Origin of the sequence: Daejeonella sp. (assembly GCF_049655485.1) — a bacterium.
GTDB lineage: Bacteria > Bacteroidota > Bacteroidia > Sphingobacteriales > Sphingobacteriaceae > Daejeonella.
The window spans coordinates 1-18,266 of sequence record NZ_JBASJU010000342.1; the positions used below are offsets into that span (position 1 = coordinate 1).

Below are 18,266 nucleotides of genomic sequence, written 5' to 3' on the forward strand. Positions count from 1 at the left end.
CTGGATGCTGGAACGATCAAGGCTAATGGGGAGTATTATTATGTTTCTTAACAATGGGCCCCTTTTGTGCTCCCGAGCATAGCCCGGCAATCTTAGGTGTTCAAAAGATTGCTTCGTCGTGCCTCCTCGCAAGGACACCCCATTATGCCACTCTTCCCTCCAATTTAAACTTATTTATATATTTACCTTATAAGCACATATCAAACCCCCTTGTTCATTAAAATCACCACATGACAATTTCTACTAAAATCCTCACTGCAGCATTTTCTATCGGAGTATTGTTGAGCTCATGCAATAGTGTCGACTGTGTAAGCGGATCTGGAAACCAGATTTCTGAAGACAGGAATGTGGGATCTTTTACACGGATAGAAACCAGCGGCTCCATCAAGGTTATTTTAAAGCAAGGCGACGTTAATAGTGTGAAGGTAACCGCTGATGATAATATTATAAAGGACATCGAAACTTACGTTAGGGGGAACCGGCTGATGATTGATTTAGATCTGGATTTTTGCGATGCCAGTCCAATCACGGTTTATGTAACTTCTCCATACTACCAAGGGGTGGAAGCGTCTGGAGCTGTCGAGTTATTAAGTGATGGAAAATTGAACGTCACAGATTTTGAGTTAGATCTGAGTGGCTCCAGCAGGGTTGTTTTAGATATGAATGCTGCCAATTTTAAAACTACCTCGAGCGGGGAATCTGAAATCTCACTTACAGGCCAGGCAGGTTCCCATGAGCTGGAACTTAGCGGATCCAGCTCCGTAAATGCGCTCGATTTTGTCGTGGGCCGCTATAAAATAGAAAGCACCGGGTCCAGTGATACACACATTAATGTGTTGAATGAGCTCCACATTAGCTCAAGCGGCTCAAGCGATATCGAGTACCGCGGAAACCCTTCCAAAATTACTAATGATGAATCAGGAGCTTCAAGTTTGAAAAAGATCAATTAAGGAAATGCAAAATAACGAGTCTACTATAAAATCCTGGGCCATGTTCGACTGGGCTAATTCAGCCTATAACCTGGTTATTACTTCTACCATTTTTCCGGCGTACTATACGATAATAACGACAACCCAGGAATATGGTGATCAGGTCAGTTTTTTTGGCAGGACTTTCACTAATACAGCACTTTCCAATTATGCATTGAGTGTTGCCTATCTTATTATGGCTTTACTTCTTCCTGTGCTCTCTTCTATAGCCGACTTCCGGGGAAACAAAAAAACTTTCATGAAAGCCTTTACATACATGGGGGCAATTGCGTGCGCGGGGCTTTTCTTCTTTAAACTTGAAACACTCGAATGGGGAATTATATGCTTCGTGCTTGCTGCAATGGGTTATATCGGCGGTGTGATGTTTAATAATTCCTATTTGCCTGAGATAGCCACGGTTGACCAGCAAGACCGTGTAAGTGCAAAAGGTTTTGCCTACGGATATGTTGGCAGCGTGATACTGCAAGTGATTTGTTTTGTTTTTGTACTTAAGCCGGAACTTTTTGGTATTACCGACGCTTCAATTCCGGCACGCCTTTCCTTTCTTCTTGTAGGGATATGGTGGATAGGCTTTGCTCAGATTCCATTCAGGAAACTTCCGGCGGGGAGCAGGGACCATGCAAAGATTTCTAAAAGCCAGGTGAGTAATGGCTTTGAAGAATTACTGAAGGTATGGAAGCAGTTGAAAACGATGACTGTGCTTAAGCGGTTCTTATTAGCTTTCTTTTTTTACTCCATGGGCGTTCAAACCATCATGCTCGTGGCCGCAGGGTTTGGAGAAAAGGTTTTGAAACTTGGGACATCCAAGTTGATTGCTATCATTCTGGTCATCCAAATTGTAGCAATTCTAGGAGCACTGATTATGTCGTACTTCGCTAAAAAGTATGGAAATATTCTCGTCATTATCATTGTGCTTGTCATATGGATAGGTGTATGTGCTGCTGCCTACTTCGTACAGAACGAATTTCAGTTTTATATCATTGCCGCAGTTGTAGGCCTGGTAATGGGAGGGATACAATCAATTTCGCGCTCAACTTACTCGAAGTTTCTTCCTCATAACACTCCAGACACGGCATCCTTCTTCAGTTTTTATGATGTGACAGAGAAATTAGCGATTGTAATTGGCCTGTTTAGCTTTGCTTATATAGAAGAATTTACCGGGAGCATGCGCAACTCCGCCATAAGCCTTGCCGGATTTTTCATTCTTGGATTAATCATACTAATATCACTGTTATTCTCAAAAAAAGAAGAAGTAATCCCTGTAAATTTATAGTTAGCTTTTCTCGCGGAGTTTAGCACCGAACTAATCAGGAATTTTTTTTAAAATTCTCCTTAGTTCAAAAACGGCTTTACCTTCTGAATATCGAAAATGGAAGTGTAACGGATTTATTTACCTGGCAAATTTTATTGTTTTGTAAATTTATCTTTATCTACATTGGTTAATACGCTGGCATTTAAGAATTTAATTCCTGCCCCGGCTTGATTGATATTTTGCTTGTAAGTTGAAAGCTTTAAACCACCACCCAGATCCTTATAATCTGTCCAATTGAAAACACCTTCCTGTTTACCCTGTAATAGAAATTTCCATCGTTTAATTTGTCCGTTCACTGAATCTGCATAAATCCAATATTGATCACCGGGAGTAAGACCAACCTTTCCAAAAGTTAGGTGTAAAACATCCAGTTTCGTGCCATCGACTATTTCAGGTTCTTCTAGAGTTACATTTACTCCATCGTCTTCGAGTTTTAAAGGAGCCAAAAGCCAATAAGAATCATTTATAAAATTACCATAAGCTTTTTTAATTTCTTTAGAATTTAACGAATCCGCGAGAATCTTACCATCTAAATAGGAGGTTCCTTTCTGGCTATTCACATTAAATAAAACGATTAGGTCTTGATTAGTCGGAGTTTTAGTTTCTAGTCTATAGTCTCCGGTGTAACGATCCCATAAATGAGAACGACTCATAACAGTTTTCCCTTCTCTTTGAGGTGCGAAGGAAAATGCCAGGTACCGGGAATTCTGCCAGGTTTTTCTTCCGCCCGAGCTTTCCCATATTTTATTGATTACGGCTTCTTTTGTGCTTGGGGAGCCAGCGTTTTTAGATTGTTGCCTGGAACAGGATGACAGTAAAATTATGGATGCAAAGAATACTAGACCGATTTTCATAATATAGCTTTTTACAATGTAAAGTGAGGTTATCAAAAAGTAGCCATAAATCTAAGAAAAACAGTAAGATATTTACATTGCTGGGACGTATGAGGGGGGCCGTCGGTTATAAAAGTTCAAGCTGCTAATAATTTTTCCCATAATTCTCCTTGATTACAATTTCTGCCGGTTTATTTTGCGGGGTGTAATCAGTGCTTATGCTTTCCCTGGATGGGTTAATATGATCATACCATTTCCATAGAAAACCACCGGCAAACCAAGGCTCCATCCAGAAATTGTCAAAGAGGGCCTTTAGAGCTATTTTTTGATTTTCCGAATTAACTGAATTACCGCCAGATGACCACGGTTCTCTGGCTGTATAATTGGTGCTGCGATAGCCGTATTCTGTAAATAAAATCTGCTTTTCTTCCCTATGGCTAAGCTCTCTAAGACTCTTTTTATGCTTATTCCATCCTTCGTTGAGCATTTTTAAAGTAATGTTTTTGCTACTGCTCAAGGGGAAATAGGCATCTACTCCGATATAATCCAGTTTACTCCAGAACGGCACCTTTGAATAGGTATCCCAGTTTTCGGCATAAGTAATTTTACCTTTGTATACTTTTCGGATTTTATTGATCAGATTTACCCAGTACTCAGGTCGATTTGAAACAAAAGTATTCAACTCTGTCCCGATACAAAACATATCAAATCCAATTTCCTGAGCGTGTGAAGCGAAATCGAGTATAAATATTTCATATTGGTTTTCTAATAACACCCAGTTCTCTTCCGTGTCCATTTTAATATGGCCTGTAAAATTCCCTCGCCCGACCCATAGCTGAGGCTTTAGCATGACCTTAATTCCTCGTTCTTTGAATAACATAGCAGTATGCTTAATTCCTTCTTTGCTTTCGCCCCACCATTGTCTGTCGTTATTATATTGAATCTGAGGATTATCTGAATCTCTCATAAAACCAAAAGGCATTAGAGTTACCCAATTGGCATTGATATCTATGACTGGTGCGATGACGGAGTCTGTTACTTTACGCGGTGAAGCAACAAAACTTAATCCGTTGATTTTTTTTTCAATCTTGGGAAAAACTGGGCTTGTATTTGAAGTTTGGGAACAGGATGATAAAAAAACTAACACCAAAATAAGGGAGTAAGCCTGAATTCTGGGCTGAAAGCGAATAGAATTGATTAATTTCAAATTAATAAGGTTGGTTTTACATGCTGTAAGTTAAAAAATTTCACCACGACTAATAGGCCGGATCTTAAAGTTACCTGTCTAAGGCTTCTTCTCCTTTAGAGTTTGTATCTATGGGCGATTTAAAATCCACGAAAGGTAACCAGGTCTATGAGATTCCAGGCTCACCGGATTTCAGCGCACTAAAGTTTGTATTTATCCATTGCGAACGTTTTAATCACTTATTTGGCAGCGCTGAATTAACGAATTAAATTGCTCTATAAAAAATGAAAAAGATATTCCTGCTATTTGTTCTCGCTTCTTTCATGATCGCTTCGCTGTCTTGTACCCAGCAGGTTCAAAAAATACCAAAGAAAAAAAATCCAGATAAAGATCTTTCAAAATTTAGTCAGGCGACTTTTGCTTCTGGCTGTTTTTGGTGTGTTGAAGGAGTTTTTGAAAGTGTTAAGGGAGTGCATGAGGTTATTTCTGGTTATGCTGGTGGCAAAGAGCCTAATCCTACTTACGAACAGGTTAGTTCACATACAACTGATCATGCTGAGACGATTCAAGTTTATTATGATTCCACTCTTGTCTCGTATGCTACTTTGTTACAAGTGTATTTTGCCTCACAGGATCCTACTCAAGTAAACGGACAAGGACCTGATAATGGTGCTTCGTATCGTTCTATCATTTTTTACAAATCACTAGACGAGAAATCCCAGGCTGAAAAATACATTTCCGAAATCCAAAAACAGTATACCAAACGGATAGCCGCTCGGCTTTTACCATTTGACAAGTTTTGGCAGGCAGAGGATTATCATCAGGATTATATTCAAAATAATCCTGATGCGCCTTACGTTAAAATGGAAAGCATTCCACGTATAAAACGATTTCAAAAACAATTCCCTGAACTCATTAAGGCCGAGCGTCGATTTTAATCGTATATAATAGAATTAATTCTCAAATGAATCTTGCCTCAATTGGTGCAGGGTTCATTCAATTTAAAAGATATTTTATATGAAAAAGTTATTTGTCTCGTTTTTTTGTTTCATGATGACAACAGCTGTGTTCGCTCAAAAAGTTCCATCTCATCAGCAGTGGGATAAATTGTTAAAAAAACATGTTAGTTCATCCGGAATGGTTAATTACAAAGGATTTAAGAATGATAAAACCGAATTTGATGCTTATTTGAAAACTCTCAGGGATAATGCGCCTCAATCAAGCTGGAGCATAAATGATCAAAAAGCTTTTTGGATCAATGCTTATAATGCATTTACTGTTTCTTTAATCCTTCAAAATTACCCCGTAAAAAGCATTAAAGATATTGGCGGAAAAATTTATAAAGTAAATACCCCCTGGGATATAAAATTTATTAATATAGGTCGCGAAAAATATGACTTGAATAATATTGAACATAAGATCCTTAGAAAATTTAATGATCCACTAATTCACTTTGCTATTGTTTGTGCATCTATGTCCTGCGCAGAGTTAAGAAGAGAAGCTTATATTGGTTCAAATCTTGAGTCACAGCTTAATACCCAGGGTAAAGATTTTTTAAACGATAAGAACAAGAATAATATCAATGCAAATAATTCTCAACTTTCCAAATATTTCACCTGGTATAAGGGTGATTTTGCTCAGAATGGAAGTTTAGTAAATTTTATCAATAAATATTCGCAAACTAAAATAAGTTCAAGGACGAAAATTACTTATCTGGATTATAATTGGAGTCTGAACGAACAGAAATGATAGCTTTGAACATTTTCAGGTTCTATCAAGAACAGATTTATGCAAAAGGTTAAGAAAAAGAAAAATCGAAACTGGAATTTGACTTAGGATATCACCTGAACCTATGAAGTTTTTTAGTCTGTTTATTATATTCTTAGGCTCCATAAGTAACATTTTAGCTCAGAACAGAGATATTGCGAATGTTTTAAATAGGCTTAATTCTAATAAAATTCCTTACATATATCCAGGGGAGCTTGAATTGGGTAAGGAAACAATCATATTGGATGCGAGAGAATGGGAAGAGTACAAGGTGAGTAAAATTCCTGGTGCTATTTATGTGGGTTTCAACTCATTTGACATAAGGAAAATTAAAACCATAATTCCCTCTAATGATAATAAAATTGTTATTTATTGTTCAATTGGTGTCAGAAGCGAGAGAATAGCAGAAAAGATTATAAAAGCAGGTTATAAAAACGTATTCAATCTTTGGGGTGGGATATTTGAATGGAAGAATGAAGGAAAAGTAGTGGTGGATCAAAATGGAAGATCAACGGAAAAAGTACATGCTTATTCCCAAAAGTGGGGCATCTACTTGAAAAACGGTATAAAGGTCTATGAATAAATATATTTAAATGAATGAGATTAAAGAGATTATTTTAAACTCATACACCGGTTATTTCAATTATCTAAAGAATGAAATTTTATATCCAGGCTGGGATAATTACTTCTACGGACTTATTATTATATCGTTACTGGTATGGTCATTAGAGATTATATTCCCATGGCGAAAAGATCAGGCAATCTTTAGGAAAGATTTTTGGCTTGATCTGTTTTATCTTTTTTTCAATTTCTTTTTATTAAATCTTATTCTGCTAATTGCACTTTCTGAAACAGCAGCGCATCTTTTGAACAGGTTACTCTTTTCTTTCGGGATAACATTAGAAGATTTGAAACTTTTTGAATTAAATGACTTTCCCTTCTATTCCGGACTAATACTTTTTTTCATAGTTGCAGACTTTATTCAATGGAACACTCATCGGTTATTACACAGAGTCGGGTTCTTGTGGAATTTCCATAAAATTCATCATTCTGCTAAACAAATGGGGTTTGCTACCCATATGCGTTTTCATTGGATGGAACCTGTTCTTTATAAATCAATATTATATATTCCGCTAGCCATGATTGGTGGATTAAACGCTCGTGATGTAATTTTCGTTCATTATTTTTCTATAGTGATCGGTCATTTGAACCATGCCAATATTGGTTGGAATTACGGCAAATTCAAATACATCTTAAACAATCCTAAAATGCATGTTTGGCACCACACCAAAAGCATTCCAAATAAATACGGTGTTAACTTTGGAATTTCTCTCAGTTTATGGGACTATATCTTCAAAACCGATTACGTTCCTCAGGATGGCAGGGATAATGAATTAGGGTTTATCGATGACCATGAAGTACCTGAGGACTTTCTTGCCCAGGAACTCTATCCCTTAAAGCTTTAACATGGAGCAGGTAGTCATTATCGGAAATGGAATAGCAGGTGTAACAGCCGCCAGGCATATACGGATGCTGTCTGATAAACGGATTACGATAATTTCTGCCGAATCGGAGTATTTTTTTTCCAGAACCGCGCTCATGTATATTTATATGGGGCACATGAAATTTGAGCATACCCAACCTTATGACACTCACTTTTGGAAGGATAATAAAATTGACCTCGTAAAAGGCTATGTTGAACATGTAGATGTGTACAAAAAAACACTTCATCTTGATGGAGGTGAAACTATTAGCTATGACAAGCTTATTATCGCTTCTGGCTCTAAATCAAACATGTTTAACTGGCCAGGTCAAAGTTTAGACGGTGTTACGGGACTATGTACGAAACAAGATCTCGGGAATCTGGAGAAATTTACACCTGGATGTAAAACTGCCGTCGTTGTGGGGGGGGGCTTGATCGGAATAGAACTTACAGAGATGCTTTTATCAAGAAAGATAAATGTTACATTTTTGGTTAGGGAAAAAAGCTTTTGGAATACTGTTTTACCTGATGGAGAAAGCCAATTGCTAAACACACATATTCTTGAACATGGGGTTGATTTGCGTCTTGAGACAGAACTTAAGGAAATAAATGCTGATGAAAATGGGAGGGTGAATTCAGTGCTTACGAGCAGAGGCGAGATTATCCCGTGTCAGATAGTCGGTCTTGCAGCAGGCGTTTCCCCAAATATTGAATTTTTAAGGAAAAGCGGAATTGAACTTGGAATAGGAGTAAGGGTGAACAGATTTCTGGAAACAAATATCGATCATATTTACGCCGTTGGCGATTGTGCGGAGCAATTAGAGCCTCTTCCTAATAGAAAGTCAATTGAAGCCGTTTGGTACACTGGAAGGATGATGGGCGAAACCCTTGCTCAAACGATTTGCGGGAATCGAATGGAGTACAATCCCGGGAATTGGTTCAATTCTGCGAAATTTCTGGATATAGAATATCAAACGTATGGCTGGATATGGAACAAGCCAAGGGACAATGAATCTCATTTTTACTGGGAACACTCATCAGGTAAAAAATGTATCCGGATCTGTTATGATAAAAACACCTCAACATTTTTAGGTATAAACACTTTTGGAATTAGAATGAGACATGAATTTTTTGATCATGCACTAGCCGAAAACCGATCTGTTGACTATATCATAGATAATCTTAGCAGCGCGAATTTTGATCCTGAGTTTTATTCTAAACATGAACCTGAAATTCAATCATTATTTTATCAGACTATTTCTAATACATTATAATGAACACAAACATGAATAAAACCCTCGAAAGCATGTCTGTTGCTGATCATCATAATGGCTCGTCTCCTTCTATTGTCCAGAAAATCGCAGTGTCAATTAGCTCTATCGGATTAGTTGTATTAGCCCTGGCCTTGCTAAATCTTGAGTTTTCTAATAAAGCAATCTGGTTAATCTTTGCCTTACTTGCCATTATATCCGGTATCGTCTTATATGCAAATGATATTTACCTAAAACAGCCTGCAGGTATTAAATTCAATGGTATTTGGTTTAAATCGCTAACTAGCAGAGGTATGTTTGCGTGGATACTCGGAATAGTATTAACTCTTTTTTACGTCATTATTTATTGGTTCCCACAATATCTGGGCTATCATGAAAAAGACGGGAACACCGGATTGGTCTCATTATTTGATCCCTTAAGTATTTTTTTAAATGGGAAGTCCGCTACGCAATGGTTCGTTTACGGAACACTATATACCGTGGCTATTTTGTCTATGGGTTATAAATTTTTATTAAAGTACCGGGATAACAAATACCAGGTTGTGAGAACCCTTTCTGTGATGTTCTTTCAATTGGGATTTGCTTTTTTGATCCCGGAGATATTATCAAAACTCAATCCTGATACACCATATTTCAATAAAGACATAAAGAATATGTGGCCGCTCAATTATTATTTTTTTGAGGACTGGCATATGAGCAATATGTTAAATGGGGGCAATCTGGGGATTTTTATGCTTATTTTCGGGCTCGCAATGATCTTTCTAATATCGCCAGTTCTGACTTATTTTTATGGTAAAAGGTGGTATTGCTCATGGGTTTGCGGATGTGGAGGATTAGCCGAGACAGCGGGCGATCCTTTCAGGCATTTATCCGATAAATCAAGCAAAGCCTGGAAATTTGAACGATGGAGTATTCATTTAGTTTTAGTTTTAGCATTTATCACCTCAGTGGCTGTTTTATATACTTTTCTAGGTAAGAACCCAGATCAAGGTTTAATTTCCAGAAGTCAATTTACAATTGGAATTGTAGCTTTTCTGGCAATTTTAACAGCCTGCCTATATCTGTTTAAAAGAAAAAAAATGGATAAGGATGCTGTTTTCACAATGGTATCTTTGGTGATAATAATAATTGCGATTATCATCCTCAATTATTTCTCAGGAAATGAGAATGTATTTTTTGTGGATAATTATACGCTGACTTCCTGGTATGGATTTGCAATAGGAGCTCTATTTAGCGGCGTAATAGGAGTAGGGTTCTACCCGATTATGGGAAGCCGGGTTTGGTGTCGTTTTGGCTGTCCGATGGCGGCCATTTTAGGCTTACAACAGCGATTGTTTTCCAGGTTCAGAATTACCACTAACGGCGGGCAATGCATCTCATGTGGAAATTGTTCCAATGCCTGCGAAATGGGGATAGACGTCAGAGCTTATGCCCAGAAAGGTGAAAATATAGTCCGGTCATCATGTGTTGGTTGTGGAATCTGTTCGGCTGTTTGTCCGCGTGGGGTTTTAAAATTGGAGAATGGTGCTGATGATAACAGGATAAATGCAAATCCTGTATTATTAGGTAACGATGTCAATTTGCTTGCACTGTTGAGACAGGGAAATCAAAAAAAATAAGAGCTACCAAAAGAGCTACATTACAGAAAAGGATTAGTGAAAAGAATCAAAGTTATCATTCCAGCCTACAACGAGGAAAAATCAATTGCACACGTAATTTTCGAAATACCTGAACTGGTAGAAGAAATTATTGTTGTTAGTAATAAGTCCACTGATTCAACGATTGAGAATGCTAAAATGGCCGGTGCAACCGTATTGTCGGAAGATCGTGCAGGATATGGCAATGCTTGTTTAAAAGGGATCAACTACATCTCACTGCAAAAAGTTAAGCCGGATATTGTCGTTTTTTTGGATGGCGACTACTCTGATTATCCTGAGGAACTTGTAAAGTTAGTCGCCCCGATAATAGATAACGACATTGATTTTGTAATTGGGGCAAGGGTTAAACATTTGCGTGAGGATGGATCCATGACCCCACAGCAGATATTTGGGAACTGGTTAGCCACTTTTTTAATGAGATGCTTATTCTCATCCAAATTTACTGATTTGGGTCCCTTCAGAGCTATTAAATATGACAAGTTGGTTGAACTTCAAATGATCGACAAAACGTATGGATGGACAGTAGAGATGCAATTAAAGGCTTTAAAGCAGGGACTAAGCTATATAGAAATTCCTGTTCGATATAGAAAAAGAATTGGAGTTTCAAAAGTATCCGGAACTGTTAGGGGCACCGTCATGGCGGGGATTAAGATAATCGGATGGATTGCAAAATATAGTTTTAAGTAGCATGTGGATCTATATCTCATATATAATTATCGGAGTATACGGATTCGCGCTGTTAATGATGTTTTTGTACAACATTTCGCAATTAACATTATTGTTCAGCTATATTTCTTCAAAATATAAACAAGAAAGCACCCCAGTTTTTGATCTGTCAAATCCAGATGAAATTCCTTTTGTCACAATCCAGCTGCCTGTTTTCAATGAAAAGTATGTTATAGAGCGTTTGCTGCTTTGTATTTCAAACCTGGATTATCCAAGGGAAAAGATGGAGATACAGGTTTTAGATGATAGTAATGATGATAGTGTAAAACTAACTTCCGAACTTATATATAAGTTAAAAAAAGCCGGAGTAGATATCACTCATATTATACGTAACAACAGATTAAATTTTAAGGCTGGGGCACTGAAAGAAGGCCTTAAAACGGCCAAAGGAGAATTTATTGCGATTTTTGATGCAGATTTTTTACCTGATGAAGACTGGCTAAATAAAACCATAATTTACTTTAAAAATGCGAAGATAGGAGTGGTGCAAACCCGATGGGGTCATTTAAACCGAGATTATTCTCTTCTAACAAAAATCCAGGCATTTGCATTAGATGTACATTTTACCCTTGAACAGACTGGAAGAAATGCAGATCATCTTTTTATGAGTTTTAACGGTACTGCCGGAATTTGGCGAAAGCAATGTATTTTAGATTCTGGTAACTGGAGTGGTGCTACATTAACGGAAGACCTGGATTTAAGTTACCGGGCTCAGCTAAATAATTGGGAATTTAAATATCTGGAAAATGTGATAGTACCTGCTGAACTTCCCGTCATTATTAGTGGTGCACGTTCCCAGCAGTTCAGATGGAATAAAGGAGGTGCCGAAAACTTCATAAAACTGATCGGTCGGGTATTTTCTTCCGAAAAATTGCCCATTTTTACTAAAATACATGCAGTTATGCATTTGGGCAGCAGCTCTATGTTTTTCTTCCTTCTTATCATATCTGTATTGAGCATTCCTATGCTTTACATAAAGAATAAGTATCCTCAACTTGATTTTGCTTTTCAAGTTCATAGCTTTTTTATTGTCAGCAGTATCATCTTGTTCATTAATCATTGGGTGGTTTATAAAAATATTCATGTTGAAATGTCTAATCGATTTATATCTTTTATAAGCATGTTTTTGGCTTTTTTCACGCTTACTCTAGGGTTTTCCGTATATAATACGTTTGCTGTTGTGGAAGCATATACAGGAAAAAAAAGCAAATTTGAGCGTACCCCAAAATTTAATATTACACAGTCTTCGGACGATTGGAAAGGGAAACAATACCTAAATGATAGGATTCCAAAATTTGTGATCCTCGAGGTATTATTATTATTATACTTTGTTTTTGGTTTATTTAGTTCATTTATTTTAAACGATTATACGCTGCTGCCATTTCACTTCTTACTTGTTGTGGGTTTTGGTTACGTAGTATATAATACATTTAGAACTTAAGTTAATGCTTAAAGATCGGCGTGATAACAAATTGTTGATTCTTTGTATTGCTGCAAGTGCCATCTTATATATTTTATTCGCATATAATTTAAGCCGAAGTAATTTTCCTTATCTGATCTCTCTCTTTTCAGGGCTTTTTTCAATCTATTTGATTTTTATTTCAATTAAGGAAGTAGAAAATAAAACTGAAATCCTATTTAAAGCAGGCATTTTTTTCCGACTGTTATTTCTTTTTTCCATCCCCAACTTATCCCAGGATTTTTACCGTTTTATATGGGATGGCAGGATGCTTATAAATGGATTTAATCCATATCTATACCTGCCGGATGAAGTAATTACAAATAAATTAATTAGCATGCCTGAAGCCAGGCAATTGTATAATGGCATGGGAAGTCTGAGTTCTGGTCATTACACAAATTACCCACCGGTTAATCAGTTATGCTTTGCTCTTGCTGCTCTGGTTTCTGGCAAAAGTATTTTTAGCAGTGTATTGACTCTCAGGTTATTAATCATCGTATTCGACCTTGGGATTTATAAGTACGGCAAAAAGCTTCTTAACGCCCTTAAAATTCCAGAAAACAATATCTTTTTGTATTTTATTAATCCACTTGTCATCATAGAGCTTACAGGTAATCTTCACTTTGAAGGTGCGATGATTTTTTTTATGGTTTTGGCATTATATCATTTACACATTGGAAAATACTTATGGGCAGCGGTTCTCATCGCCTTGTCAATTTCTATGAAACTTATCCCATTAATGCTATTACCATTGTTAATAAAATATTTAGGGTTCAGAAAATCGATTGTCTTTTTCGCAATTATAGGGGTAATAATACTTTTCTTATTTTTACCATTCTTTTCAATTTCGTTTTTTAGTAATTACATGTCGACCATAGTCTTATGGTTTGTCAATTTCGAGTTTAATGCAAGCATTTATTATATTTTAAGGAGTATTGGCTTCAGTATAACCGGATACAATATTATTCATATTACCGGCAAAATAATTCCCTTAATACTAATTGTTTTCATCCTGTTTATCTCTTTTAGAAAGCAAGACGGCTCGCTTAAAACCTTAATAACGAACATGTTGATAGTGCTTTCTGCTTACTTTTTTCTTTCAACTACAATTCATCCATGGTATATTGTATCATTGGTGATTTTATCTGTTTTTACCAATATGATATTTCCTCTGGTATGGAGTTTTACGATCATTTTAAGTTATTATGCCTATTCAAATCCTGTATTTCAGGAAAATAGTTTATTTCTTATTTTGGAATATTTAGTGGTTTATGGCGTTTTGGCTTTCGAGTTATATCGAAATATTAACCGGGAATACCCGCAACGCGGTGCTGAGCGATGTCGATATTGATCGTATCATTGGGAAACATGGATTCTCTTTTTAATTGAAATCATAAAAACAATCTTTCATGCCCTGGAGCTAGTTTTTTTTTCGGAATTTAGCGCATTGTCTTGATACTCGATACTTAAAAATGACCGTTGAACTCTTTATCCCCTGCTTTATAGACCAGCTGTATCCCCAGACGGCATTCAACACAGTTAAAATCCTTGAAAAGGCGGGATGCAAGGTGGTGTATAATACGGAACAAACCTGCTGCGGGCAGCCTGCTTTTAATGCGGGTTACTGGGAAGAAGCTAAGGCTGTGGGGAGCAAATTTTTAAACGATTTTTCTGAAACAAACTATGTAGTTTCGCCGTCTGCTTCCTGTACAGGTATGGTAAAGAACTATTATAACGATTTGTTTACCAATACCTTATTGCACAATAAGTGCAGGAACATACAAGGTAATATTCATGAGCTTTCCGATTTCCTGGTCAATGTAATTGATAAGGATTATTTCGGTGCCGAACTCGATGGCCGCGCTGTTTATCACGACTCCTGTGCCGGGCTTCGCGAATGCAAGATCAAAGCTGAACCGAGGCATTTGCTGAGCAAGGTCCATGGGCTTGATCTGGTAGAGATGAAGGATACCGACGTTTGCTGCGGCTTTGGCGGCACTTTTGCCGTGAAGTTTGAAGGGATTTCGAGCGCGATGGCCCAGCAAAAAGTCAACAATGCTTTGGAAATGGAAGCTGAATACATCATTTCAACAGATGCTTCCTGCCTTATCAATCTCCAGGCTTATATCGACGCCAATGATCTGCCCATAAAAACGATGCATCTTTCAGATGTACTTGCGAATGGCTGGGGGAATATTTAATCCTTTTTAGTACCAAAACTGCTTTTCGCATGCTTTCGATAATTATGTTAGCTTTGGTATAATCTACATCATCCAGCTAACCTTTCTACCGCTTCTTTTCAGACAAGGCGTCCTGATGTTTTTATTTTACGTACGGAGATGAATAAAGAGGATATATGCTGAATAACCATGGGAGAGAATAACACAGACAAAAATCCAGCTCTACCTAATCAGGATCTCCATCGGGAGCAGGCAATAAAAAATGAAAGCGCCAACGAACTTATAACCGCTAAAAAAGAACTTGTATTTGAAAAACAGGAAAAGGGAAAGCGTGCTGCTGAGCTCCTTATTGCCGACAAAGAGCTAGCCTTTCAGTCGGAAGAAAAATCGAAGCGCGCTGCCGAACTACTTGTTGCTAATAAAGAACTGGCTTTTCAGCAAGATGAGAAAGGCAAACGCGCTGCTGAACTTGCTATTGCTGATAAAGAACTTGCTTTTCAGAAAGATGAAAAAAGTAAGCGGGCAGCAGAATTGCTTATCGCAGACAAAGAGCTTATTTATCAAACAAGTGAAAAGGTTATCAGGGCAGAAGAGCTGATCTCTACAAATAAAGAGTTACTATATCAGATAAAAGAGAATGAGAAACGCGCTGGAGAACTGATAATTGCTAACAAGCAGCTAGCATTTCAGAATGAGGAAAAAGAAAAACGTGCCGCGGAATTATTGATAGCGAATCAGGAACTGGCCTTTCAAAATCTTGAAAAAGAAAAACGGGCGCTCGAACTAGCCACGGCGAATTCTGAATTGGAACGGGCGAAAGCTGAAATAATTGAACTTAATATCGGCCTTGAACGTAAGGTGGCAGAACGTACCGTCCAGTTAGAAGCCGCCAATCATGAATTAGAATCTTTCTCATACTCTATATCCCATGATCTGCGCTCTCCACTTCGCGCAATTAATGGCTTTACACAGGTACTTATTGAGGATTACGCTGATAAGTTTAATGAAGATGGACATGAAGTACTTGAAGAAATCATCTCCAATTCAAAGCGAATGGGTCTTCTGATCGATAATTTGCTGGAATTTTCACGCATTGGCAAACAGATTATTTCGATGACGAAGGTGGATATGAAAGAATTGATCAACACGGTATTGTCTGAATTAAAACCTTTTGAGAAAACCCCGGGCCCAAAGATAATTATTGGTGAAGTTATTAATTTGAAAGGCGACCGGAATATGCTGAGACAAGTTTTTATCAATATGATCTCCAATGCTTTCAAGTACAGCAGCAAGGTTGAAAATCCTGTAATTGAAATAGGTTCATTTGAGGACAACGATTTCATCACATTTTACGTAAAAGACAACGGCGCCGGTTTTGACATGCTTTACTACGATAAATTATTTGGCGTTTTCCAGCGACTTCACAGCAATTCAGAATTTGAAGGAACAGGTGTAGGCCTGGCAATTATACACCGGATCGTCTCCCGGCACTTCGGTAAGGTTTGGGCAGAGTCAAGAGTGGACGAAGGGGCATGTTTTTACGTATCCTTACCAGCAAAAATCAATTAATTCGATAAAATGTATACAACTATCAATGATATTATTTTAGTAGAAGACAATAAGTCTGATGCGATGCTAACTACCCGGGCCCTCAAAAAGCATAATCTGGCCAACAGTCTTATCCACTTGGTAGATGGCGCACAGGCTTTAGATTACATCTTCGGAAGAGGCGAATTTGAAGGTAGAAATATTGAGGACCGACCCCGGGTTATTTTCCTGGATATTAAAATGCCTAAAGTCAGCGGACTTGAAGTTCTTACAGTTCTTAAGAGCGATGAGCGGACAAAGCAGATTCCGATTGTTATGATGACTTCTTCCCAGGAAGAAAAAGATATCATCGAGAGCCATAAGTTGGGGGTGAACAGCTATGTAGTAAAACCAGTAGGCTTCGCAAACTTTTCAAAAACCATCGCTGACCTCGGTTTTTATTGGTTGGTAGTAAACAACACCCCTCAATAATAGAGTTTCAGGAATAAGGCGAAGGTTTGATGAACAAGTTAAAAATCCTGCATTTAGAAGATTCCCACAGTGATGCTGAGTTAATAAAGCGGGTATTAGCCAAAGGGGGCATTGTTTCTGAAATTTTGCTTGTCCTTTCAAAAGAATCCTTCGTTGCGGCTTTAGACAAGTTTGTTCCGGACCTGATCCTCTCAGATCACACCCTTCCATCTTTTAATTCCTACGAGGCCCTTTCTATTTACCATGAGCGGGCCTTAAAAATACCCTTCATACTGATTACTGCAAATGTTTCGGAGGAGTTTGCTGTAGATGTGATCAAAAGAGGAGCGGCTGATTATATCCTGAAAGATCGGCTGGAACGGCTGCCATCTGCTATTAATAATGCTTTAGAAAAATATAAGCTTGAAAAGGAAAAGCAAAGTTTTTTATTAGAATTAAAGAAAAGCGAGCTACATTATAGGTCACTGATAGAAAATGGCGCCGATGTACTTGTAGTACTTACAACCGACGGCAAATTTAAATATGCTGCCCCATCAATCCATCGCGTATTAGGGTATTCGGAAAAAGATGCTCTTGCCCTAGATCTATTTGCCCTGTTGCATCCTGATGATATTAAGGACGGTCGCAGACTTTTCACGAAGTGCGTCAAGAATCCAGGGATCTCAATCGACGGTTATGAAGGCAGGATCAAGAATAAGAAGGACGAGTGGCTATGGCTGGAAGGAACAATGACCAATATGTTGCTTGATCCAGCGATTAATGGAATTGTTTTCAATTTTAGAGATATAACAGAGCGTAGACTTGCCAGACTGCAGCTGGTAAGAACCCAATTACTTAATAAAAGCATCTTAAGTTCCTTAGACGCTCATATTGCGGTTGTCAATGAGGACGGATTAATAATTTCGGTCAATAAAGCATGGGAGGACTTCTCAATCGCAAATGGAGCAATACCTGCTTCTCTGACTTCGAATGGGAGTAATTACTTCACTGATTGCGAGAATGCTGCGGCAAATGGGAATAAAGTGGCAGCTCAGGTATTGAAAGGACTTAAAGCAGTACTTAACAAAGAAGTCGAACTTTTCAAACTTGAATATCCTTGCCACTCACCCTTAGAAAAAAGATGGTTTGTGCTTAACGTAACGAGTTTGGGAGGGGATGAAACTGGGATTGTTGTATCGCATCAAAATGTCACCGATCGGAAACTGGCTGAAGAAAAAGTGCTTCTGAATGAATTGATGTTTCGTGGGCTTATCGAAAATAGTGCCGATGGAATGGCAATACTTTCTGCGGAAGGAAAGCCCCTGTACGTGTCCCCTACAATAAAGAATATTTTGGGGTATACTGAAGCGGAGGGAATGGAATTGAACTTATTAGAGATGGTTC

At 37.8% G+C, this 18,266-nt stretch carries 18 protein-coding genes; 16 read left to right on the forward strand and 2 right to left on the reverse strand.

All coding sequences use genetic code 11. The features are described from left to right. Window positions 1-230: 230 nt before the first annotated feature. Complete coding sequence (locus WBJ10_RS13875) at window positions 231-950, forward strand: head GIN domain-containing protein (RefSeq protein WP_424291294.1); 720 nt, start codon at window positions 231-233, stop codon at window positions 948-950. Between the two features lie 4 nt (window positions 951-954). Next, the gene (locus WBJ10_RS13880) at window positions 955-2,262 is read left to right on the forward strand and encodes an MFS transporter (RefSeq protein ID WP_424291296.1); all 1,308 of its coding nucleotides are present in this window, start codon (window positions 955-957) and stop codon (window positions 2,260-2,262) included. Window positions 2,263-2,393: 131 nt separating this feature from the next. Here WBJ10_RS13880 and WBJ10_RS13885 read toward each other — a convergent pair whose 3' ends face one another. Then, window positions 2,394-3,155 carry a hypothetical protein gene (locus tag WBJ10_RS13885; protein WP_424291298.1) on the reverse strand — a complete coding sequence of 254 codons (762 nt, stop codon included), beginning with the start codon at window positions 3,153-3,155 and terminating at the stop codon, window positions 2,394-2,396. A gap of 124 nt (window positions 3,156-3,279) precedes the next feature. After that, window positions 3,280-4,341: a glycoside hydrolase family 113 gene (locus WBJ10_RS13890; protein ID WP_424291300.1), complete on the reverse strand. Its 1,062-nt coding sequence runs from the start codon at window positions 4,339-4,341 to the stop codon at window positions 3,280-3,282. A 110-nt stretch (window positions 4,342-4,451) separates the two neighbouring features. On the opposite strand from WBJ10_RS13890, the gene WBJ10_RS13895 reads away from it, so the two are divergent. The 14 genes from WBJ10_RS13895 to WBJ10_RS13960 form a co-directional block, all read left to right on the forward strand. Next, window positions 4,452-4,589, forward strand: coding sequence for a DM13 domain-containing protein (locus tag WBJ10_RS13895; RefSeq protein ID WP_424291302.1), 138 nt, complete (start codon window positions 4,452-4,454; stop codon window positions 4,587-4,589). A gap of 15 nt (window positions 4,590-4,604) precedes the next feature. After that, the gene (msrA, locus tag WBJ10_RS13900; RefSeq protein WP_424291304.1) at window positions 4,605-5,258 is read left to right on the forward strand and encodes a peptide-methionine (S)-S-oxide reductase MsrA; all 654 of its coding nucleotides are present in this window, start codon (window positions 4,605-4,607) and stop codon (window positions 5,256-5,258) included. A 79-nt stretch (window positions 5,259-5,337) separates the two neighbouring features. Then, entirely contained in the window at window positions 5,338-6,069 is a 732-nt protein-coding gene (locus tag WBJ10_RS13905; RefSeq protein ID WP_424291306.1) for a DUF547 domain-containing protein, read from the forward strand. Between the two features lie 103 nt (window positions 6,070-6,172). Next, complete coding sequence (locus WBJ10_RS13910) at window positions 6,173-6,670, forward strand: rhodanese-like domain-containing protein (RefSeq protein WP_424291308.1); 498 nt, start codon at window positions 6,173-6,175, stop codon at window positions 6,668-6,670. 10 nt (window positions 6,671-6,680) lie between these two features. Next, window positions 6,681-7,553, forward strand: a complete 873-nt coding sequence (locus WBJ10_RS13915; protein WP_424291310.1) for a sterol desaturase family protein — start codon at window positions 6,681-6,683, stop codon at window positions 7,551-7,553. Between the two features lies 1 nt (window position 7,554). After that, window positions 7,555-8,844, forward strand: coding sequence for an NAD(P)/FAD-dependent oxidoreductase (locus tag WBJ10_RS13920; RefSeq protein ID WP_424291311.1), 1,290 nt, complete (start codon window positions 7,555-7,557; stop codon window positions 8,842-8,844). A gap of 11 nt (window positions 8,845-8,855) precedes the next feature. Beyond that, complete coding sequence (locus WBJ10_RS13925) at window positions 8,856-10,460, forward strand: 4Fe-4S binding protein (RefSeq protein ID WP_424291313.1); 1,605 nt, start codon at window positions 8,856-8,858, stop codon at window positions 10,458-10,460. A gap of 36 nt (window positions 10,461-10,496) precedes the next feature. Next, window positions 10,497-11,186 (forward strand): glycosyltransferase family 2 protein, encoded by a 690-nt coding sequence (locus tag WBJ10_RS13930; RefSeq protein WP_424291315.1) that lies wholly within the window; start codon window positions 10,497-10,499, stop codon window positions 11,184-11,186. Between the two features lies 1 nt (window position 11,187). After that, on the forward strand, window positions 11,188-12,666 hold the full coding sequence (locus WBJ10_RS13935; protein ID WP_424291317.1) for a cellulose synthase family protein: 1,479 nt from the start codon (window positions 11,188-11,190) through the stop codon (window positions 12,664-12,666). A gap of 4 nt (window positions 12,667-12,670) precedes the next feature. After that, the gene (locus WBJ10_RS13940) at window positions 12,671-14,035 is read left to right on the forward strand and encodes a hypothetical protein (RefSeq protein ID WP_424291319.1); all 1,365 of its coding nucleotides are present in this window, start codon (window positions 12,671-12,673) and stop codon (window positions 14,033-14,035) included. Between the two features lie 121 nt (window positions 14,036-14,156). Next, a complete protein-coding gene (locus WBJ10_RS13945) occupies window positions 14,157-14,885 on the forward strand; it encodes a (Fe-S)-binding protein (RefSeq protein ID WP_424291321.1) in 729 nt (242 codons plus the stop codon). A 168-nt stretch (window positions 14,886-15,053) separates the two neighbouring features. Next, complete coding sequence (locus WBJ10_RS13950; protein WP_424291323.1) at window positions 15,054-16,433, forward strand: sensor histidine kinase; 1,380 nt, start codon at window positions 15,054-15,056, stop codon at window positions 16,431-16,433. 9 nt (window positions 16,434-16,442) lie between these two features. Next, a complete protein-coding gene (locus WBJ10_RS13955; protein WP_424291325.1) occupies window positions 16,443-16,883 on the forward strand; it encodes a response regulator in 441 nt (146 codons plus the stop codon). Between the two features lie 29 nt (window positions 16,884-16,912). Next, window positions 16,913-18,266 (forward strand): PAS domain S-box protein (locus tag WBJ10_RS13960; protein WP_424291327.1); only part of this gene is annotated, 1,354 nt, incomplete at its 3' end.